The sequence below is a fragment of the Pseudomonas sp. Tof1 genome (assembly GCF_055390395.1).
Map to the genome: position 1 here is coordinate 6,697,624 of NZ_AP024344.1, position 20,264 is coordinate 6,717,887.

The 20,264-nt window shown below is 64.0% G+C and carries 19 protein-coding genes; 9 read left to right on the forward strand and 10 right to left on the reverse strand.

All coding sequences use genetic code 11. The annotated features are described in order from the left end of the window. Window positions 1-14: 14 nt before the first annotated feature. A complete protein-coding gene (gene ppx / locus ACZ5KU_RS30245) occupies window positions 15-1,517 on the forward strand; it encodes an exopolyphosphatase (protein WP_054058488.1) in 1,503 nt (500 codons plus the stop codon). On the opposite strand, the gene ppk1 is transcribed toward ppx, so the two are convergent. Further along, a complete protein-coding gene (ppk1, locus tag ACZ5KU_RS30250) occupies window positions 1,504-3,726 on the reverse strand; it encodes a polyphosphate kinase 1 (RefSeq protein ID WP_416770951.1) in 2,223 nt (740 codons plus the stop codon). The two genes, ppx and ppk1, sit on opposite strands and share 14 nt — an antisense overlap. An 18-nt stretch (window positions 3,727-3,744) precedes the next feature. Next, window positions 3,745-4,758 (reverse strand): porphobilinogen synthase, encoded by a 1,014-nt coding sequence (hemB, locus tag ACZ5KU_RS30255; RefSeq protein WP_054058486.1) that lies wholly within the window; start codon window positions 4,756-4,758, stop codon window positions 3,745-3,747. Window positions 4,759-4,964: 206 nt separating this feature from the next. Here hemB and ACZ5KU_RS30260 point away from each other — a divergent pair, with 206 nt between their 5' ends. Next, window positions 4,965-5,576, forward strand: coding sequence for a DedA family protein (locus tag ACZ5KU_RS30260; RefSeq protein WP_054058485.1), 612 nt, complete (start codon window positions 4,965-4,967; stop codon window positions 5,574-5,576). Here ACZ5KU_RS30260 and ACZ5KU_RS30265 read toward each other — a convergent pair. Beyond that, complete coding sequence (locus ACZ5KU_RS30265; protein WP_464736644.1) at window positions 5,554-6,792, reverse strand: sterol desaturase family protein; 1,239 nt, start codon at window positions 6,790-6,792, stop codon at window positions 5,554-5,556. The genes ACZ5KU_RS30260 and ACZ5KU_RS30265 overlap by 23 nt on opposite strands. A 113-nt stretch (window positions 6,793-6,905) precedes the next feature. Here ACZ5KU_RS30265 and elbB point away from each other — a divergent pair, with 113 nt between their 5' ends. Further along, window positions 6,906-7,568: an isoprenoid biosynthesis glyoxalase ElbB gene (gene elbB / locus ACZ5KU_RS30270; protein ID WP_054058483.1), complete on the forward strand. Its 663-nt coding sequence runs from the start codon at window positions 6,906-6,908 to the stop codon at window positions 7,566-7,568. On the opposite strand, the gene ACZ5KU_RS30275 is transcribed toward elbB, so the two are convergent. Then, window positions 7,565-8,020 carry a YaiI/YqxD family protein gene (locus ACZ5KU_RS30275; protein WP_054058482.1) on the reverse strand — a complete coding sequence of 152 codons (456 nt, stop codon included), beginning with the start codon at window positions 8,018-8,020 and terminating at the stop codon, window positions 7,565-7,567. The genes elbB and ACZ5KU_RS30275 overlap by 4 nt on opposite strands. Before the next feature lie 2 nt (window positions 8,021-8,022). Then, on the reverse strand, window positions 8,023-9,918 hold the full coding sequence (locus ACZ5KU_RS30280) for a cytochrome c/FTR1 family iron permease (RefSeq protein WP_273825868.1): 1,896 nt from the start codon (window positions 9,916-9,918) through the stop codon (window positions 8,023-8,025). A gap of 624 nt (window positions 9,919-10,542) precedes the next feature. On the opposite strand from ACZ5KU_RS30280, the gene ACZ5KU_RS30285 reads away from it, so the two are divergent. From ACZ5KU_RS30285 to ACZ5KU_RS30300, 4 genes are read left to right on the forward strand one after another with little or no spacing between them, the layout of a single operon-like run. Then, window positions 10,543-11,940 (forward strand): COG3014 family protein, encoded by a 1,398-nt coding sequence (locus tag ACZ5KU_RS30285; protein WP_425357907.1) that lies wholly within the window; start codon window positions 10,543-10,545, stop codon window positions 11,938-11,940. A 17-nt stretch (window positions 11,941-11,957) separates the two neighbouring features. Then, on the forward strand, window positions 11,958-12,332 hold the full coding sequence (locus ACZ5KU_RS30290) for a YcfL family putative periplasmic lipoprotein (protein ID WP_054058766.1): 375 nt from the start codon (window positions 11,958-11,960) through the stop codon (window positions 12,330-12,332). Window positions 12,333-12,373: 41 nt separating this feature from the next. Then, window positions 12,374-12,964: a penicillin-binding protein activator LpoB gene (lpoB, locus tag ACZ5KU_RS30295; RefSeq protein ID WP_054058765.1), complete on the forward strand. Its 591-nt coding sequence runs from the start codon at window positions 12,374-12,376 to the stop codon at window positions 12,962-12,964. A gap of 3 nt (window positions 12,965-12,967) precedes the next feature. Continuing rightward, window positions 12,968-13,714, forward strand: coding sequence for a penicillin-binding protein activator LpoB (locus ACZ5KU_RS30300; protein WP_054058764.1), 747 nt, complete (start codon window positions 12,968-12,970; stop codon window positions 13,712-13,714). Between the two features lie 61 nt (window positions 13,715-13,775). On the opposite strand, the gene ACZ5KU_RS30305 is transcribed toward ACZ5KU_RS30300, so the two are convergent. Both ACZ5KU_RS30305 and ACZ5KU_RS30310 read right to left on the reverse strand, forming a co-directional pair. Beyond that, a complete protein-coding gene (locus tag ACZ5KU_RS30305; protein WP_017902613.1) occupies window positions 13,776-14,408 on the reverse strand; it encodes a LysE family transporter in 633 nt (210 codons plus the stop codon). A 94-nt stretch (window positions 14,409-14,502) separates the two neighbouring features. Next, window positions 14,503-16,413 (reverse strand): ATP-binding cassette domain-containing protein, encoded by a 1,911-nt coding sequence (locus ACZ5KU_RS30310; RefSeq protein ID WP_054058763.1) that lies wholly within the window; start codon window positions 16,411-16,413, stop codon window positions 14,503-14,505. Between the two features lie 50 nt (window positions 16,414-16,463). On the opposite strand from ACZ5KU_RS30310, the gene ACZ5KU_RS30315 reads away from it, so the two are divergent. Then, window positions 16,464-16,928, forward strand: a complete 465-nt coding sequence (locus ACZ5KU_RS30315; RefSeq protein WP_054063612.1) for a TIGR02444 family protein — start codon at window positions 16,464-16,466, stop codon at window positions 16,926-16,928. Here the strand turns inward: ACZ5KU_RS30315 and ACZ5KU_RS30320 are convergent. Further along, on the reverse strand, window positions 16,925-18,016 hold the full coding sequence (locus ACZ5KU_RS30320; RefSeq protein WP_464736645.1) for an AlgP family protein: 1,092 nt from the start codon (window positions 18,014-18,016) through the stop codon (window positions 16,925-16,927). The two genes, ACZ5KU_RS30315 and ACZ5KU_RS30320, sit on opposite strands and share 4 nt — an antisense overlap. Before the next feature lie 192 nt (window positions 18,017-18,208). Between ACZ5KU_RS30320 and ACZ5KU_RS30325 the strand changes: the two genes are divergently transcribed. Continuing rightward, window positions 18,209-18,874: an FKBP-type peptidyl-prolyl cis-trans isomerase gene (locus tag ACZ5KU_RS30325; protein WP_054061391.1), complete on the forward strand. Its 666-nt coding sequence runs from the start codon at window positions 18,209-18,211 to the stop codon at window positions 18,872-18,874. A gap of 63 nt (window positions 18,875-18,937) precedes the next feature. Here ACZ5KU_RS30325 and ACZ5KU_RS30330 read toward each other — a convergent pair whose 3' ends face one another. Continuing rightward, window positions 18,938-19,396, reverse strand: coding sequence for an Rsd/AlgQ family anti-sigma factor (locus ACZ5KU_RS30330; protein ID WP_054061392.1), 459 nt, complete (start codon window positions 19,394-19,396; stop codon window positions 18,938-18,940). A gap of 183 nt (window positions 19,397-19,579) precedes the next feature. Then, on the reverse strand, window positions 19,580-20,104 hold the full coding sequence (locus ACZ5KU_RS30335) for a disulfide bond formation protein B (RefSeq protein ID WP_054061393.1): 525 nt from the start codon (window positions 20,102-20,104) through the stop codon (window positions 19,580-19,582). Window positions 20,105-20,264 lie beyond the last annotated feature (160 nt).

The following is a 20,264-nucleotide window of genomic DNA, read 5'->3' on the forward strand; positions in this document are numbered from 1 at the left end:
GAGATCCTTCAACCATGCCCCATTCCCAAGCCAAGAATCTTTCCCTGATCGCCGCTATCGACCTGGGCTCGAACAGCTTCCACATGGTCGTGGCCAAGGCCCAGAACGGTGAAATCCGGATCATGGAGCGGCTCGGCGAAAAGGTTCAACTGGCCGCCGGCATCGATGAAGAGCGCAAACTCAGCGAAGAATCGATGCAACGCGGGCTCGACTGCCTGAAGCGCTTCGCCCAACTGATCAACGGCATGCCCCTGGGCGCCGTACGGATCGTCGGCACCAACGCCCTGCGCGAGGCACGCAACCGCGCCGAATTCATCCACCGCGCCGAAAAGATTCTCGGCCACCCGGTGGAGGTCATCTCCGGTCGCGAAGAGGCCCGCCTGATCTACCTCGGCGTCTCCCACACCCTCGCCGACACCCCGGGCAAGCGCCTGGTCGCCGACATCGGCGGCGGCAGCACCGAATTCATCATCGGCCAACGCTTCGAACCGCTGCTGCGCGAAAGCCTGCAGATGGGTTGCGTCAGCTACACCCAGCGCTACTTCCGCGACGGCAAGATCACCCCGGCCCGCTACGCCCAGGCCTACACCGCGGCGCGCCTGGAGATCATGAGCATCGAACACGCCCTGCACCGCCTGACCTGGGACGAGGCGATCGGTTCGTCCGGGACCATCCGCGCCATCGGCCTGGCCCTCAAGGCCGGTGGCCAGGGCAACGGCGAGGTGAATGCCGAAGGCCTGGCCTGGCTCAAGCGCAAGCTGTTCAAGCTCGGCGAAATCGAGAAGATCGATTTCGAAGGGATCAAGCCGGACCGCCGCGCCATCTTCCCTGCCGGCCTGGCGATTCTCGAAGCGATCTTCGACTCCCTCGACCTGCAGCGCATGGACCACTGCGACGGCGCCCTGCGCGAAGGCGTGCTCTATGACCTGCTGGGCCGCCACCACCATGAAGACGTGCGCGAACGCACCCTCACCTCGCTGATGGAGCGTTACCATGTCGACCAGGAGCAGGTGGTGCGCGTCGAGCGCAAGGCACTGCATGCCTTCGACCAGGTGGCCAAGGACTGGGAGCTGGAAGACGGCGTCTGGCGCGAGCTGCTCAGTTGGGCAGCCAAGGTCCACGAAGTCGGCCTGGACATCGCCCACTACCAGTACCACAAGCACGGCGCCTACCTGATCGAGCACTCCGACCTGGCCGGCTTCTCCCGGGAAGACCAGCAGATGCTCGCGCTACTGGTTCGCGGGCATCGTCGCAACATTCCCAAGGACAAGTTCGCCGAGTTCGGCGACGACGGCATCAAGCTGATTCGCCTGTGCGTGCTGCTGCGCTTCGCGATCCTGTTCCATCACATCCGCGGCACCCAGGAAATGCCGCAGGTCGCCTTGCGCGCCGACGGCGATACCCTGGATGTGGTATTCCCCAAGGGCTGGCTGGAGCAGAACCAGCTGACTCAGGCCGACTTCGCCCTGGAGGCGGAGTGGCTGACCCGAGTCAGCATCACCCTCAACGTACGCTGAGGACCGGGCTGCTCAGACGATCGAGCAGGGTCGTCTGGGCACTGCGCGGGTTCTGGTTGCCGGTTGGCGTATTACGGATGTAGCGACCGTCCGACTGCAGGCTCCAGCTGTGGGTGTTATCGGTGAGATAGCTTTCCAGCTCTTTCTTGACCCGCAGGATCAGCTTCTTGCCCTCGACCGGGAAGCAGGTCTCGACCCGCTTGTCGAGGTTACGCTCCATCCAGTCGGCACTGGACAGGAACAGCTGCTCCTCGCCGCCGTTGAGGAAGTAGAACACCCGGGTGTGCTCCAGGAAGCGGCCGATGATCGAACGCACATGGATATTGTGCGAAACCCCGGCGATACCCGGACGCAGGCAGCACATGCCACGCACCACCAGGTCGATGCGCACGCCGCACTGGCTGGCCTTGTACAACGCACGGATGATCTTCGGATCGGTCAGCGAGTTGAACTTGGCAATGATGTGCGCCGGCTTGCCATCGATGGCGAACTGGGTCTCCCGGGCAATCATGTCGAGCATGCCCTTCTTCAGGGTGAACGGCGCATGCAGCAGCTTCTTCATGCGTAGCGTCTTGCCCATGCCGATCAGTTGGCTGAACAGTTTGCCAACGTCTTCGCACAGAGCGTCGTCGGAAGTCAGCAGGCTGTAGTCGGTATACAGGCGGGCGTTGCCGGCGTGGTAGTTACCGGTGCCCAGGTGGGCGTAACGAACGATCTCGCCAGCCTCGCGGCGCAGGATCAGCATCATCTTGGCGTGGGTCTTGAAGCCGACCACACCGTAGATCACCACCGCACCGGCCGCCTGCAGACGGCTGGCCAGTTGCAGGTTGGACTCTTCATCGAAACGCGCCCGCAACTCGATCACCGCGGTGACCTCCTTGCCGTTGCGCGCCGCGTCCACGAGGGCATCGACGATCTCCGAGTTGGCACCGCTGCGGTACAGGGTCTGGCGCACGGCCAGGACATGCGGGTCCTTGGCGGCCTGGCGCAGCAGGTCGACCACCGGGGTAAAGGACTCGAACGGATGCAACAGCAGGATGTCCTGCTTGCTGATCACGCTGAAAATGTTCTCGCTGTTCTGCAGCAGTTTCGGGATCTGCGGGGTGAACGGCGTGTATTGCAGCTCCGGATGGCTGTCCAGGCCGGTGATGCTGAACAGGCGGGTCAGGTTCACCGGACCGTTGACCTGGTACAGCTCGTTCTCGGACAGGTTGAACTGCTTGAGCAGGTAGTCCGACAGGTGTTTCGGGCAGGTGTCGGCCACTTCCAGGCGTACGGCATCGCCGTAACGACGGGAGAACAGTTCGCCGCGCAGGGCGCGGGCCAGGTCCTCGACATCCTCGGAGTCCAGCGCCAGGTCGGCGTTGCGGGTCAGGCGGAACTGGTAGCAGCCCTTGACCTTCATGCCCTGGAACAGGTCATCGGCGTGCGCATGGATCATCGACGACAGGAATACATAGTTGTCGCCAGGGCCACCGACGTCTTCCGGGACCTTGATGATCCGCGGCAGCAGGCGCGGTGCCGGAATGATCGCCAGACCGGAGTCGCGGCCAAAGGCATCGATACCCTCGAGCTCGACGATGAAGTTCAGGCTCTTGTTCACCAGCAACGGGAAAGGGTGCGTCGGGTCGAGGCCGATCGGGGTGATGATCGGCGCGATCTCGTCGCGGAAATAGCGGCGGACCCAGGTCTTGAGCTTGGTGGTCCAGTAGCGCCGACGGATGAAGCGGACCTGGTGCTTCTCCAGCTCCGGCAACAGGATGTCGTTGAGGATCGCGTACTGGCGATCGACCTGGCCGTGGACCAGCTCACTGATGCGTGCCAGCGCCTGGTGCGGCTGCAGGCCGTCGGCACCGGCCTGTTCGCGGGCGAAGGTGATCTGCTTCTTCAGCCCGGCGACACGGATCTCGAAGAACTCATCGAGGTTGCTGGAGAAGATCAGCAGGAACTTGAGCCGCTCCAGCAACGGATAGGACTCGTCCAGCGCCTGCTCCAGCACGCGGATGTTGAACTGCAGCTGCGACAGCTCGCGGTGGATGTAGAGACTGCTGTCATCCAGGTTCGGGATCGCCACCACCGACGGCACCGCCACATGCGGCGCCTCGGCCACCACCGGCGCCGGTTCCAGTTCCGGCGGGGTTTCGACGATCTGCTCGACCACCGGTTGAGCTTCTTTTACTTCAACTTCGCTGAGTCCTTCGGTATTCATCGAGTGTTCCTGTGAGGGCTATTTTTGCTCTCGTAGCAATTGAGCGGCACGAACGGCAAAGTAAGTCAGGATGCCATCGGCACCGGCACGTTTAAAGGCGGTCAGGGATTCGAGAATGACCCCTTCACTCAACCAGCCATTCTGGATCGCCGCCATGTGCATGGCGTATTCACCGCTGACCTGATAGACAAAGGTCGGCACCTTGAATTCATTCTTGACCCGGTAAAGGATGTCCAGGTACGGCATGCCCGGCTTGACCATGACCATGTCGGCGCCTTCGGCGAGGTCCGCAGCCACTTCATGCAGGGCTTCGTCGCCGTTGGCCGGGTCCATCTGGTACGAAGCCTTGTTCGCCTTGCCCAGGTTCGAGGCCGAACCGACCGCATCGCGGAACGGGCCATAGTAGGCGCTGGCGTATTTCGCCGAGTAGGCCATGATCCGCACGTTGACGTGACCGGCCAGCTCCAGCGCCTCGCGAATCGCCTGGACCCGACCGTCCATCATGTCCGAGGGTGCCACCACCTGGGCACCGGCCTCGGCGTGGGACAGCGCCTGGCGCACCAGAGCGTCGACGGTGATGTCGTTCTGAACGTAGCCTTCCTCGTCGAGGATACCGTCCTGGCCGTGGGTCGTGAACGGGTCCAGGGCCACATCGGTAATCACCCCCAGTTCGGGGAAGCGCTCCCGCAACGCGCGGGTGGCGCGCTGGGCGATGCCTTGCGGGTTCCAAGCCTCGCTGGCATCCAGCGACTTGAGCCCGGCCGGCGTCACCGGGAACAGTGCCAGGGCGGGAATCCCCAGTTCGACCCACTTCGCCGCCTCTTCGAGCAGCAGATCGATGGTCAGGCGCTCGACCCCCGGCATCGACGCCACCGCCTCGCGACGGTTCTCGCCATCAAGCACGAATACCGGCAGGATCAGGTCGTCGACTGTCAGAACATTCTCGCGCACCAGGCGTCGGGAAAAGTCGTCGCGACGATTGCGGCGCAGGCGGGTGGCGGGAAACAGGCGATTGGCGGGGGTAAAGCTCACGGCAGACTCCTGAGCCGCGCGGGCGGGCGAGCATGGCAGTTATAAGCGGCCATTATGACGAAGGAATGACAGTTGTGCTTACTCCTGCGACCGGGCGCCGCAGTCGCGACTTTTGTAGGAAATGTTAACGTCGAGACACATTTGGACACTTTCCTCTCTGTCGTCGAAGGGTTAGGCTGCGCGTTCATTTCGCCAGCATCCAGACAATGCTCCAACAATTTCTGCAGGATTTCGGCTACTTCGCCCTGTTTCTCGGAACGTTCTTCGAAGGCGAGACCATTCTGGTACTCGCAGGCTTCCTGGCGTTTCGCGGATACATGGACATCAACCTGGTGGTTATCGTGGCGTTCTTCGGCAGCTATGCCGGCGACCAGCTGTGGTACTTCCTGGGGCGCAAGCACGGCCGCAAGTTGCTGGCGCGCAAGCCGCGCTGGCAGTCGATGGGTGACCGGGCCCTGGAACATATCCGCCGCCATCCGGACATCTGGGTATTGAGCTTCCGTTTCGTCTACGGCCTGCGCACGGTGATGCCGGTGGCGATCGGCCTGTCAGGTTATCCACCGGGGCGCTACCTGCTGCTCAACGGCATCGGCGCGGCCATCTGGGCCGCGGCCCTGGCGGCGGCCGCCTATCACTTCGGGGCGATCCTCGAAGGCATGCTCGGCAGCGTGAAGAAGTACGAGCTGTGGGTGCTCGGCGGCCTGCTGCTGGTCGGCCTGGTTCTCTGGAGCTGGCGGCGCTTCAAGAGCGCCCGCCTGGCCCGCAGGGCCGAGGCCGAACAGTCCCTGGCCGGCCCTACGAACCCGCCAGCCGAATGACCCGCCCCCTGCTGCAGTAGAGCCCGATCACGCTCAGCAGGCTGTAGCTGAGCAGGCCGATCCAGCCCAACGGGCTGGCCGGCCACAGCCCGACCAGCGGCGCCAGCCAGGCCAACGGCACATTCAGCAGCAGCCGCATCACCTCCAGCTTCAACGCCCATGGCCGGTTCTCCAGGCCCGCCCCGAGTACGAACAGCCCCAGCAGCATCGCCGCCCAGCCGAGCACCAGCGCCGCCTGGGGCAGTTTCTCGGCGAAGTTCATCAGGTAGCTGCCCAGCGCCACGTACACCGCGAACTGCAAGGCGATATAGACCTGCTGACGTGGCTCCAGCGGCACCTCGAACTTGCGAAAGTGCGCCAGGTCATGCTTCGTCATCGGGTACTTCGCCGCGACGTCCGCCGGGCGCCAGCCGGTGGGCATGAACCAGATACGCAGCTTGTCCCGGTAGCGCTCGGCACGCCGCGCGTCAGCGGCCAGTTGCGCGTAGAACTGCAGGTTGGCCCACAGCGGGTTCCAGCTGGCCAGCGGCGTGGTCACCCCGAACACCACCGGCTCGGCGTCGTCCTCCTCCTGGAAGGTGCCGAACAGCCGGTCCCAGAGAATGAACACGCCGCCGTAGTTGCGATCCATATAGAGAGGGTTCTGCGCATGATGCGCGCGATGGTTGGACGGCGTGACGAAGAACCACTCGTACCAGCCGAGCTTGGGAATGTGCCGGGTGTGCACCCAGAACTGGTAGAGCAGGTTCAGCGCCGCCACGGTGATGAACACCGACAGTGGCACACCGAGCACCGCCAGCGGCAGGTAGAAGATCCAGCTCAGCAGGAAGCCCGTGCTGGTCTGGCGCAGGGCGGTGGACAGGTTGTAGTCCTCGCTCTGGTGATGCACCGAATGCGCGGCCCAGAGAATATTGCGCTCATGGCCCATGCGATGCAGCCAGTAGTAGCAGAAGTCGTAGACCACGAAGGCCATGACCCAGACCCACGGGCTGTCGGCCGGCAGATCGAACAGCGCCAGGTGGTCGAGGGCCACGGCGTAGGTCACCAGGCCGACGCCCTTGGTCAGCAGGCCGGTGGTGGTCGACAGCACGCCGGTGCTGAGGCTGTTGATCGCGTCGGCCACCCGATAGTTGCGGGTACCGCGGCGATAGTCGGTCAGCAGCTCGACGATGATCAGTACGACGAAAAACGGAATCGCATAAGGAATGAGGTCCATGGCGCTACCCAAGAGGAACGATTGGCCCAAGATTAGGTGTAGTCGCTGCAAATTCCGCTGACAATGAATGCCAGATTGGTAGACATTTAACGCCAGACATCGGGAGATCCAACATGACCAGGAAAATCGCGGTAATCCTATCCGGCTGTGGCGTCTACGACGGCGCCGAGATCCACGAAAGCGTGCTGACCCTGCTGCGCCTGGACCAGCGTGGCGCCCAGGTGCAGTGCTTCGCCCCGAACATCGCACAGATGCAGGTGATAAACCACCTGACCGGCGAGGAAATGCCCGAGTCGCGCAATGTGCTGGTGGAGTCGGCACGCATCGCCCGCGGCCAGGTCCGCGACCTGCGCGAGGCCGATGTACGGGAATTCGACGGGCTGATCGTGCCGGGCGGCTTCGGCGCGGCGAAGAACCTCTCCAATTTTGCCATCGAAGGCGCCGGCTGCAGCGTGCAGGCCGAAGTCCTGGCGCTGGCCGAAGCCTTCGCCGAGGCCGGCAAGCCGGTGGGGCTGATCTGCATCACCCCGGCGCTGGCGGCGAAGATCTACGGCCCGGGCGTGACCTGCACCATCGGCAACGACGCCGACACCGCCGCGGCCCTGGGCCGCATGGGCGCCAACCACCAGGAGTGCGCGGTGGATGAAATTGTCGAGGACAAGGCCCGCAAGCTGGTCACGACCCCCGCCTACATGCTCGCCCGGTCGATTGGCGAAGCGGCGGCGGGGATCAACAAGCTGGTGGACCGGGTGCTGGAACTGGCCCAGGAAGGTTAGGTGGCGCGAGCGAGCCGGGTCAGGATCCGATCCAGCGAATTGGCGAACGCCTGCTTCTCGCGCTCGCCATAGGGCGCCTGGCCACCGCCGACCTGCCCCTGCTCGCGCAGCTCGGTGAACAGGTTGCGCACCGCCAGCCGCTCGCCCATGTTCTGCTCGTCGAACGGCTTGCCCCGGGGATCGAGTGCCGCCACGCCCTTTTTCACCAGGCGATCGGCCAGCGGTACATCGCTGCAGATCACCAGTTCCCCCGCCACCGCATGCTCCACCAGATAGTCATCGGCGGCATCCGGCCCGCTGGGCACCACGATCAGCCGCACGCAGGCGAAGGGTGGCCGGGGCTGCGGTTGCCCCGCCACCAGCACCACCTCGAACTGCCGCTTGAGGGCGAACTTCACCACCAGGTCACGGGCGATCCGTGGGCAAGCGTCGGCATCGATCCACACGCGCATGCTCAGGACGCCTGCAACTGGCGCTTCTCCGCCAGCCGGCTACGGCCGTAGAGCACGATGATCGCCAGCAACGCGACGACCTGGGCACCCAACGAGTAGGCGTCGGCGTGAATGCCCAGCCACTCGAAGTCGAAGAATGCCACCGGCCGCGTACCGAAGATCCCGGCCTCCTGCAGTGCCTTGACGCCGTGGCCGGCGAACACCACCGACAGGGCGCAGAGCAACCCGGCATTGATGCCGAAGAACAGCGCCAGCGGCAATTTCGCCGAACCGCGCAGGATCACCCAGGCCAGGCCCACCAGCAGCACCAGCGCCGTCGCCCCGCCGGCCAGCACCGCGCTGTGCCCGGCAGGGCCGGCCTGCAGCCAGAGGGTTTCGTAGAAGAGGATCACTTCGAACAGTTCACGATACACCGAGAAGAACGCCAGCACGGCGAAACCGAAACGACCGCCGCCACCGACCAGGCTGCTCTTGATGTAGTCCTGCCACGCCGCGGCATGCCGGCGATCGTGCATCCACACACCGAGCCAGAGCACCATCACACTGGCGAACAGCGCGGTGCAGCCTTCGAGCAGTTCGCGCTGGGAGCCGCTGACGTCGATCACGTAGGCCGCCAGTGCCCAGGTGCCGGCCCCCGCCAGCAGGGCCAGGCCCCAGCCGATGTTGACGCTGCGCACCGCCGATTGCTGGCCGGTGTTGCGCAGGAACGCCAGGATCGCCGCCAGCACCAGGATCGCCTCAAGGCCTTCGCGCAACAGGATCAGCAGGCCGGAGATGAAGCTCAGCGACTGGCTCAGGCCATCGTTGCCGAGCAGACCGGCAGACGTCTTGAGCTTGTCCTTGGCGAACGCCAGGCGTTGTTCGACCTGCTCCACCGGCAGGCCGTCCTGCAGGGACTGCCGATAGGCCATCAGCGACTTCTCGGTGTCCTTGCGCACGTTGGCATCGACGTTGTCCAGGGAGCTTTCGACCAGTTCGAAGCCTTCCAGGTAGGCCGCCACGGACAGGTCGTAGGCCTGCTCGCGGTCGCCGGCGCGGTAGGCGGCCAGGCTCTTGTCCAGGGTCGTCGCGGTGTAGTCGAGCAGTTGCGATGGCCCCCGCTTGACCTGCGGCGGCTGGGCCCGCTGGGCGCGGAACAGCGCCGCGGCCTCGTCGCCTTCGGCGGCCTGGATCTCGCTGGGCGTCTGGCGCGCCAGGTCGGCGATATTGTAGGTCTTGTCGGTCTGCGCCACCGGTGCGGCACTGAAGCTGGCGATGTAGGTCGCCAGGTCCCAGCGCTGGCGTTCGTCGAGCTGATCGGCGAACGACGGCATGTCCGTCCCTTCGACACCCAGGGTCAGGGTGTTGTAGATGCCGTACAGGCTCAGGCGATCGAGTCGCGAGGCGTCACGCAGGTTGGCCGGCGGCGGCGTCATGCCGCTGCCCGCCGGGCCGTCGCCGGCCCCGCTTTCGCCATGGCAGACCGAACATTGCTGGGCATAAAGCGGCGCACCGCGGGCCGGGTCCGGGGTAATGGCCGGAGCCTGGCTGACCTCATAGGTCACGGCCAGCCTGGCGCCCAGTTGGCGGGCCTGACGCGCCACCAGCGAGCCCTCCTGGCGTTCGCTGATGGCCTTGCGCAGGTCGGCAACGCCCTGCTCCAGCTCCGCCCTTTCGGCACGGGCCGGCAACGCGACGACCAGCTTCTGCAACGCGCTGAGGAACTCCAGTTGCTCGTGGTATTCGGTTTCGTCGATGACCTTGCCATCCGCCACCGTGGCCGGGTAGTCCGCGCCGATGTAATCGATCAGGTGCAGGGCCTGGGGAGCGCCTTCCACCGTATTCGCCAGCAGGCTGGAGCTGCATAGGACGAACATCGGCAGCATCAGCCAGGCCAGGAAACGCGTGGGAACAATCATTGAAACGACCTAAATGGAAATGCGAAGTAACATATTGTTCCCTCTCACCGCGCCTCACTCAAGCATTACGCGGTGCAAACAGACAAATAGCCGCTCCGAACGCCCGCCAGGAAGAGAGTCAAAACCACGGCCTGGCGCCTGTTCACTCCCTTGCCGCTCTGCCGCCTGATGGGCAGTTGCTCGATCTGCCGCGGGTATTCGCCAGCGGCTACGCGATTCACTCGTCCCCGGCGAAACCCTGAAGTTTCCTGCACGTGGGTAGGACACCCAGGCGCAGGCCACGACAGTTGCGCAATCACCCTACAACTCCCGGATCCGACCTGCGCAGACAGACGCGGACTCCTACGCGATCTTCCTCCCCCGACACGTCGACGCCACAACCCGCCCCCTTTAACGTGGTCAGGCGCCGTCATCGCTCGACGCGGTAATGAGCCACCATTTTGGAGCAAAAAAGCCATTACATAGCCAGCACTCGCCGCCTATAATGCCGCGCCGGCGTTATGGGCAAACGCAATAAAAGCTCCTCTTTTAATGAGGAATTGTTAGGGTAGCCTGCCCTGCCAATGGGTTCATCCAGCCAGACCCGCCCTCCGGCTGCTTTCACCATCAGGGAAGATGTCGCTCATGACACCCAGCACCCGCCTTCTTATCGCCCTTGGGGCCGTGACCCTGCTGTCCGGCTGCTCGGTGTTCCGCAACTACGACGGTGAGCTGGCGCAGACCAACCAGCAACTGGCCTCCGGCAATGTCGACGCGGCGCTGTCGCTGCTGGAGAAGAACAACACCGGCGAAGACCGTGACCTGCTGTACTACTTCGAGAAAGGCGAACTGCTGCGGGCCAAGGGCGACATCACCGGCAGCCAGCAGGCCTGGAACAGCGCCGACCAGGTCGTTGGCCAGTGGGAGGATGCGGTCAAGGTCGACTACGCCAGGTATGCCGCCCAGTTCGGCAGCTTCCTGGTCAACGACAAGGTCCGCCGCTACGAAGGCTACGACTACGAAAAGGTCATGCTGACCACCCAGATGGCGCTGAACTTCCTCGCCACCAACGACTTCGAGAGCGCCCGCACCGCGATCAAGAAGACCCACGAACGCGAAGCGGTGATCGCCGAATTACGCGACAAGGAATACCTCAAGCGCGAAGAGGAAGCCGACAAGCAAGGCATCAAGACCCAGTACAAGGACCTCAAGGGCTACCCGGTGGCCAGCCTGGACGCGCCCGAAGTGGTCAGCCTGAAAAACAGCTACCAGAGCGCCTTCAGCCACTACCTCGCCGGCTACATCTATGAAGCGCTGGGCGAGAAGGACCTGGCCGCGCCGGGCTATCGCCAGGCGGCCGAACTGCGCCCCAACACCCCGCTGCTCGAACAGGCCCTGGTCAATCTCGACAAGCCGGCCGGCAAGGACGATGACAGCGATATCCTGATCGTCGTGCAGAGCGGCCTGGCGCCGGCCCGCGACTCGATCCGCATCCCGCTGCCGCTGCTGATCTCCGACAACGTGGTGATCACCCCGCTGTCGTTCCCGATCATCAAGGCCGACACCTCGACCCCCGGCTTCGGCCAGATCGGCGTCGATGGCCAGCAGGTCAACCTGACCGCCCTCAACAGCACCACCGCCATGTCCAGCCGCGCCCTGCGCGACGACATGCCGGGCATCATCCTGCGTACCAGCGTACGGGCCATCAGCCGCGGCATCGCCCAGAAGAACCTGAACAAGGTCAACCCGATCGCGGGCCTGGCCGTGGGCATCACTTCCGCCGTGCTAGAGGGCGCCGATACCCGCACCTGGCGCACCCTGCCGGACACCACCCAGGTGGTCCGCCTGCGCCTGAAGAAGGGCGAGCACCAGGTCTCGCTGCCCAGCGCCGCTGGCGGTTCGCTGGTCAGGATCAACGTCGATCGGCACTACCAGGTGATCAGCCTGCGGGCCATCGGCAACCAGGTATTCACCAGCGGCCTGGCGGCCCAGCGGATCCCGAGCACCAGCCCGACCGCCGTGGCCAGTATCAAACAACCTTGAGAACGGAGTCTTTTTCCATGCGTTTCAAACTGACCGCTGTCGTTGCCCTGGCCCTGCTGGCCGGCTGTGCAACCCCTGCGCCACCACCGGCGCCGGGCAGCGCCGCGAGCAAGATCGTCGTCATGGGCGAAATGAAAGACATCCAGGTCGGCGCCATCCGCGTTGCCCGGGAAAACGGCTTCCTGACCGTGAAGGTGCAACTGAGCAATACGCGCACCAAGAACAAGATGATGTACTACCGCTTTGCCTGGCTGGGCAACGACGGCTTCCCGATCGCCGACGAGGAAGCCTGGAAGACCCTGAGCCTGTATGGCGCCCAGAGCACCTTCCTGCCCGCCATCGCGCCGACGCCGAAGGCCGTCGACTTCCGCCTCGAAGTCAAGACGCCTTGACGCGAAGCCATCCCTTGCGCCCCTTTGAAGAGAACCTCTCCATGTTTGCACGCCTTTCGCTCCTCGCCGTCGTTGCCCTGCTGGCCAGCGGTTGCGCCCAGAACACTTCGCCGGTCCTCGGCGGCAAGAACATCAGCTACGGGGATACCAAGGCTGTCGAGCTGGTCACCAACGAGTTCGGCTCCACCGACCTGCAGATGATCGCCGAATCCATGACCCGCTCCCTGGCCCAGTCCGGCGTGCTGCAAGGCCGCCCGGTGGTCCAGGTGTATGACGTGAAGAACAAGACCAGCGAATACATCGACACCCGCGAGATCACCACCTCGATCAAGACCCAGCTGATGAAATCCGGTACTGCCCGCTTCGCCAGCGACAACACCGAGATGCAGAGCCAGGTCGACCAGCTCAAGCTGCAGAACCAGAGCGGCCTGTACAAGAAGAGCACCATCAGCAAGACCGGCAACATGATCGCCGCCAAGTACCGCCTGGAAGGCTCGATCAGCTCGATCGTCAAGCGCAGCAGCGACTACAAGGACGTGTTCTACAAGTTCAGCCTGCAACTGATCGACGTCGAAAGCGGCCTGGCCGAATGGATGGACGAGAAAGAGATCCGCAAAACCACGGAGCGTTAAGCTATGCGAGCATGGATTGGCATTATCGGCCTGGCCTGGGCCTTTGGCGTACAGGCCGCGCCGAAAGTCGCGGTGGCGGACCTCGCGTATCAGGCGAAGGTGGAGCAGTACATCCGCAGCGTCTCGGCACGCGGCAATTTCCAGCAGGGCTATTACGGTTCGTCCGGCTCGGCGAGCTACGACGAGTACGAAAGCCGCAGCAGCTACATCGAGCAGGGCGAACTGCGCAAGTTCACCGGCGACATCAAGGGTGAGATCCTGCGCAGCGGCATGTTCCAGCTGGTCCAGGGCACGCCCTATACGTCCAACTCCAAGGGTGACGTCTACGACGTCATCAAGCGGATCAAGGGCGGCAGCTTCAAGGGGGCCGACTACGTGCTGTTCGGCACCGTATCGGATATCGACTTCACCCAGGACATCAATGAACTGGCCAACACCAACAGCTACTCGGCGGTGCTGGGCCTGACCCTGGTGGGCGACTTCAGCCTGATCAACACCCGTACCTACCAGATCACCTCGGCGTTCACCGCCATGGGCGAAGGCCAGGACACCAAGCTGGTCAACAGCCGGGATATCCGCGTGTCGCTGAACCGCCCGCGGGTGGTACGCGATGTGTCGAAATCCCTGGGCGAAGATGTCGCACGGCAACTGAGCCTGCAGTTGGGTGGTCCGGACATGTCTCCGGACTCGCGCCCGCCACTGCAACGCAACAACCTGCCACCGGATGAACCGGCCAGGGTTCTGCAGTAGTTCCAGACGCGACAAAAAAGGCGACCATCAAGGTCGCCTTTTTCTTTGCCTCGCCCGCGTTTCAGGTGGTGGCCTTGTGCAGGGTCGCCAGGAAGCCCGCCGCACCCACGAACAACCCGGCAAAGGTCCGGTTCATCCGCCGCTGCTGCCGTGGCGTGCGCAGCAGGCGCAGGACCTTGGCCGCCAGGCCCGTGTAGCCGGCCATGACGATCATGTCGACAGCGATCATGGTGACCCCGAGAATCAGGTACTGATGTACCAGCGGCGCATGGGGGTCGATGAACTGCGGCAGTACCGCGAGCATGAACACCAGGGCCTTGGGGTTGCTGACGTTGACCAGGAAACCGCGGAACATCAGGGTCAGCGGCTTGCCGACCGAACGGATCGTCGCCTCTTCGGTCATGTCGCTGGGCAGCGCACGCCATTGCTTGACCGCGAGGTAGACCAGGTAGACCACACCGAACCACTTGATGGCGTAGAAGGCGGTAGAGGATGCCGCCAGGATCGCCCCGACACCGGCAGCGATGACCGCGATCTGTGCCGCCAGTCCCAGTTGCAGGCCGAGGGCGTTCCAGTAGCCACGCAGGAAGCCGTATTGCAGGCCACTGGACATCGAGGCGATGGCGCCCGCCCCTGGAGACAGGCTGATTACCCAGCATGCAGCGAAAAAGGCCAGCCATGTCTCAAGCAGCATCACGCACCTCGGATAAGAGTTGTAACAAACCTCTAAGCTAATCCGAAGGCGTGAACTTGACCACCGTTTTCTTGAAGCAGCGAGGGCGCGTCCGTCAGGACAACGCCTCCAGTTCCGCCTGCATGCTTTCCAGCAGTTCCAGGGCCGCCATCCAGGCCTCCTCCAGCTCGGACTCACGGCCCTTGAGCTTGGCCTGCTCGGCCAGCAGATCACGCAGCTCGTCCTTGCGGGCGGCTTCGTAGAGTGCGCTGTCGCCGAGGCTCGCCTCGACCGTCGCCAGGCGCTCGTGCAGCTTGCCCAGCTCGGCTTCGAGCTTGTCCGCTTCACGCTTGTGCGGTGCCAGTTGCTGACGCAGGGCTGCGGCGGCCTGACGCTGGGCCTTCTTGTCGGTCTTGTCGGGGTTGACCGGCGCACTGCTGACCGGTGCGCTGCGCTGACGATACTCCACCAGCCAACGGGCATAGTCATCCAGGTCGCCATCGAACTCCTCGACCTTGCCGTCGGCGACCAGGAAGAAGTTGTCGGTGGTGCTCTTGAGCAGATGGCGGTCGTGGGAAACCACCAGCACCGCACCGCTGAACTCCTGCAGGGCCATGGTCAGCGCCAGGCGCATTTCCAGGTCCAGGTGGTTGGTCGGTTCGTCGAGCAGCAACAGGTTCGGCCGCTCCCAGGCGATCAACGCCAGGGCCAGCCGGGCTTTCTCGCCACCGGAGAAATTCAGTACCGGCTCGTCGATGCGCGCGCCACGGAAATCGAAACCGCCGAGGAAGTCGCGCAGGGTCTGCTCGCGTTCGGTCGGCGCCAGGCGTTGCAGGTGCAGCAACGGGCTGGCCTTGGAATCCAGGGAGTCGAGCTGGTGCTGGGCGAAGTAGCCGACCACGGTGTTCTCGCCACGGGTCAGGCGACCCGACAGGGGCGACAGGTCGCCGGCGAGGTTCTTGATCAGCGTCGACTTGCCCGCGCCGTTGGGGCCTAGCAGACCGATCCGCGCCCCCGGAGTCAGCTGCAGCTTGACCTTCTCCAAGATGGTCTTCTCGCCATAGCCCAGGCGCGCATCGGAGAGGTCCAGCAACGGGCTGGAGATCTTGTGCGACTCGCGGAAGGTGAAGTCGAACGGCGAATCGACATGGGCCGCCGACAGCTCCTCCATCCGCTCCAGGGCCTTGATCCGGCTCTGCGCCTGGCGGGCCTTGGTGGCCTGGGCCTTGAAGCGGGCGATGTAGCTTTCCATGTGCGCACGCTGTGCCTGCTGCTTCTCGTAGGCCTGTTGCTGCTGCGCCAGGCGCTCGGCACGGGCCCGCTCGAACGCGGTATAGCCGCCGCGGTAGAGCACCAGCTTGCGCTGGTCGACATGGGCCACGTGATCGACCACTTCATCGAGGAAGTCACGGTCATGGGAGATCAGCAGCAGGGTACCGGGGTAGCTCTTGAGCCACTCCTCCAGCCAGATGATCGCATCGAGATCGAGGTGGTTGGTCGGTTCGTCGAGCAGCAGCAGATCCGACGGGCACATCAGTGCCTGCGCCAGGTTAAGGCGCATCCGCCAGCCACCAGAGAAGTCGCCGACCTGACGATCCATCTGCTCGTTGGTGAAACCCAGGCCGGCCAGCAACTTGCGGGCACGGGCATCGGCGGTATAACCGTCGGCGCTGTCGAGTTCCGAGTGCAGGCGGGCCAGCGCCGAACCGTCCTGGGCCGCCTCGGCGGCAGCCAGGTCGCGTTGCACCTGACGCAGGCGCACGTCGCCGTCGAGCACATAGTCGACCGCCAGGCGTTCGAGGGTATCGACCTCCTGGCGCATGTGGGCGATACGCCAATCGGCCGGCAGCAAGCAGTCACCCGAGTCCGGGTGCAGCTCGCCACGCAGCAGGGCGAACAGGCTCGATTTGCCGGCGCCGTTGGCACCGATCAGGCCGGCTTTCTGGCCGGCGTGCAGGGTCAGCTCGGCGTCTTCTAGCAGACGCTGCGGGCCACGCTGTAAAGTCAGGTTCTGAAGTCGAATCATAATGGCGGCGGAGTCTACCAGCTTCCCTCGCAACTGGCGCGGATCTCACCATGCATGCTGACCTGTGGACGTTTTCCCTGGATATTTACGCCAAGCCTGGCGTGGAAGGAACCTGCCTGGCGCTGCAGGGGCATGGGGCGAATGTCTGCCTGCTGCTCTGCGCGGCCTGGCTCGGAGTACGCGGCGTGAAGTACGCGCCTGGGCGGCTGGAGGGCTTGCGGCGGGTCGCGCACCCCTGGCACGAACAGGTGGTGCAGCCCCTGCGGCAACTGCGCGGGCAATGGCGGGCCATGGCCCTGCAGGACAGCGAACTGAAGAGGTTGCGTGATCGGATCAAGGCCCTCGAACTGGAAGCCGAGCAGCAGTTGCTGTCGCGCCTGGAGGCCTTGAGCGGGGATTGGCCAAGGGAAGCGGCCGATGATCTGGCGGTGTGGCTGGAAAGTGCGGCCGGTGAAGCGGCGCACCTGAACCACGACGCGCTGCACCAGCTGCGCGTCGTGGTGAGCCAGGCTTAGGAAGCGCTGGTAGGGGTGCTGCTGGCGGCCGGTGTGGTCGCTGGCGCGGCAGGGGCCGAAGCAGGAGCAGCGGCAGTCGCTGGAGCCGAAGCCGAAGGAGCGGCTGCCGGAGTGGCCGGCTTGGCTGCGGCAGGGGCAGCAGCGGGTTTCGCCGCGGGCTTGGCGGCCGTTGGCTTGGCAGCAGCCGGTTTCGCAGCGGGCTTGGCGGCAGCTGGCTTGGCAGTAGCCGGTTTCGCGGCGGGCTTGGCGGCAGCTGGCTTGGCAGTAGCCGGTTTCGCGGCGGGCTTGGCGGCAGCTGGCTTGGCAGTAGCCGGTTTCGCGGCGGGCTTGGCGGCAGCAGTCTTGGCAGTAGCCGGTTTCGCAGCGGGTTTGGCGGCAGCAGTCTTGGCAGTAGCTGGTTTCGCAGCGGGTTTGGCGGCAGCAGGCTTGGCAGCGGCAGGTTTCGCGGCTGGTTTGGCGGCAGCTGGCTTGGCAGTAGCCGGTTTCGCAGCGGGTTTGGCGGCAGCAGGCTTGGCAGCGGCAGGTTTCGCAGCGGGTTTGGCAGCAGCCGTTTTAGCAGCAGCTGGCTTGGCGGCAGCAGGCTTGGCAGCGGCAGGTTTGACGGCGGCAGTTTTAGCAGCGACAGGTTTCGCGGCTGGCTTGGCGGCAGGCTTGGCAGCGACCTTGGCCGGTGCGGCCGGTTTGGTTTCACGGGTCGAAAGCGCCTTGGTCACGGCTTCTTTCACACGACCAACGCCTTGCGCCAACTTCAGGCTTTCCTGTGCATCACGCTTGAGTTGCAGGATGTAGGCGCGGGTTTCCGATTGGCTGGTTTTCAGCTTGTCGAGCAGCTCTTCCAGCTCACCGATAGCGGCCTTGGCCTTGGCTTGCGCCTTGGCTTTGCCAGCAGTGGCGGCGTCCTGCAATTTGGTGCGCGACTTGTGCAGTTTTTCCTGAGCCTTGCCGCGTTGTTTTTCCAGTTTGGCGAGCAGTTTTTCAGCATCAGCCAAGGCTTGCGAGCAAGCGTTTTCCAAATGCTCGAGCAGGCTGCCCGACAGTTGTTGGAGCAAGTGCAACGGAGTATTTACAGGCTTCTTGGTGGCCGACATGGTTTACCTCCTGGCTGACGTGAGTGCGGCTCATACTAGACCTTCTGTGACTACCGCCGCTAGGGCATGTTGACAGTATTGGAGGGCCGACGTTGCATGCGGCAAAAAATGTTCTCGGGGATCATTCGCGCAGCCCCACAACCGGCGTGCGGCACTGGCATAATCCGTCGGGTCTCAGGTCGGAGAGTTGCCATGTCGCGTTACCTAATGCTGTCGCTGTGTCTTGTTCTGCCGCTGGCCCACGGCGCAACGGAGGGAAAAGCCGACGACGCCCATGACCTCGCCTACAGCCTCGGCGCCAGCCTGGGCGAACGCTTGCGCCAGGAGGTGCCGGACCTGCAACTCAAGGCGCTGGTGGAGGGTCTGCAACAGGCCTATCAGGGCAAGCCGCTGGCACTCGCGAACGAACGGATCGAACAGATCCTCGCCGCCCACGAAGCGCAGGCCGCCGACGATTCGACCAAGCCGCAAAGCGAAGTCGCACTCGAGGCCGAGAAGAAATTCCTCGCCGAAGAGAAAGCCAAGCCAGGTGTCCGCGAACTGGCCGACGGTATCCTGGTGACCGAGCTGACACCGGGCACCGGCGAAAAGGTTGCCGCCAACGGACGGGTCCAGGTGCGCTATGTCGGGCACCTGCCCAATGGCACGGTCTTCGACCAGAACGACCAGCCGCAGTGGTTTCGCCTGGACAGTGTGATCAATGGCTGGCGCAGCGCCCTGCCACAGATGCAGGTCGGGGCCAAATGGCGCCTGGTATTGCCGTCGGCACAGGCTTATGGTGCGGACGGTGCCGGCGACCTGATCGCGCCCTACACCCCGCTGGTCTTCGATATCGAACTGCTCGGCGTCGCCAGTTGAACCTGGCCTGAAACGAAAAACGGTGCGCCATGCGCACCGTCTTCAGGGACTGCCCATTACCGCTCAAGCCTGGGCGACGGCCTCTTCCTTGTGGGCGTTGTGCAGCACTTCGATCAGGCAGTCCTCAAGCTCGAAGCGCTCATGCAACAGGCCACCGAGTTCCTTGAACTTCTCCGCCACGCACTTGCCGGCGTCGCACAGATCGTTGAAGGCCAGCAGTTTTTCGGTGATCACATCGATACGGGGGTAGAGGGTATCGGCCAGTTTCAGCCCGCGCTGGTCGCCAAAGGCCTTGGCCTCGCTGGTGAGCTGTTCATAGATTTCGAAGTGTCCGGCCGACACATAGTCCACCAGGACCCCACAGAACTCCTGCAACGGCTGGCGACTGTCCGCCAGGGCTCCAGGCTCGGCGCCGAGCGCATCATAGGCCCGCACGAGTTCATGGCGATGCTGCAACCAGCGATCGATCAGCAGATGGACTCCGCCCCAGCGTTCCTGGGCATTCTGACAACTTTCGAGCATGGTGATTTCTTCCCTTCAGGGTCATGCCGCCCGACACCTCGTACCCACCGAGGATCCTGACTTGGCCAAACAGGGCAACCTTGTTTGCGTTGGATGCGTGCGGGCCAGATTATGCCCGCACGACACCTGCTTCAAGGTACGCAGACGAGAAAGTTCATACAAGCGTTTAATCCGCGGGGGCGACTATCGGTCGCGCGAGGCACCGCGCCAACCACCGAGAACCGGGCCGATCATCTGGTAGATCGCCACCAGGCTCATGCCGACAAAGGCCAGCAGGCTCCACTCGGGAATGCTCAGGTCGAACAGCGTCCAATGGATCTGCGCGCACTCGGCGGTGGCCCGGAACATCAGTTGCAGCGCCTGCAACGGCGATACCTGCTCCATCAGGCAATGCAGGCCGGGCTGGCAGATCATCAACTCCTCCGGCGGTACCTGCTGCAGCAGGACCTGACGGGCCGCGGTCGCCGCGCCGGCCAGGGCGAACAGCAGGCCCAGCGCGCCATACACCCGACAGCCGACTCGCGCCGGCCCGTGCAATGCGCCCAACAGGCTGACCAGGCAGAAGCCGGCGAGGAACAGCCGCTGGACCAGGCACAACGAGCAAGGCTCCAGTCCCACCCCATACTCCAGGTACAACGAAGCCGCCATGACCGGCGCCGCTGCCAGGAAGGCCAGGGAGAACAGAGAACGTGAGCGGGCCAGGAACATGGCTATTCCGTAACAGGAGAGACAGGCAGTTACGGTAGAGGAAAGGCCGCGGCCCTTTCAAGGCAAGCCAGCGCAGATAATTCCTCAAGCCTGTAAGGAATTACCGATAGGCGTCCGATGAAACCATTACGTGGCAAGTAGGATTTCGGTATCAAGGCAT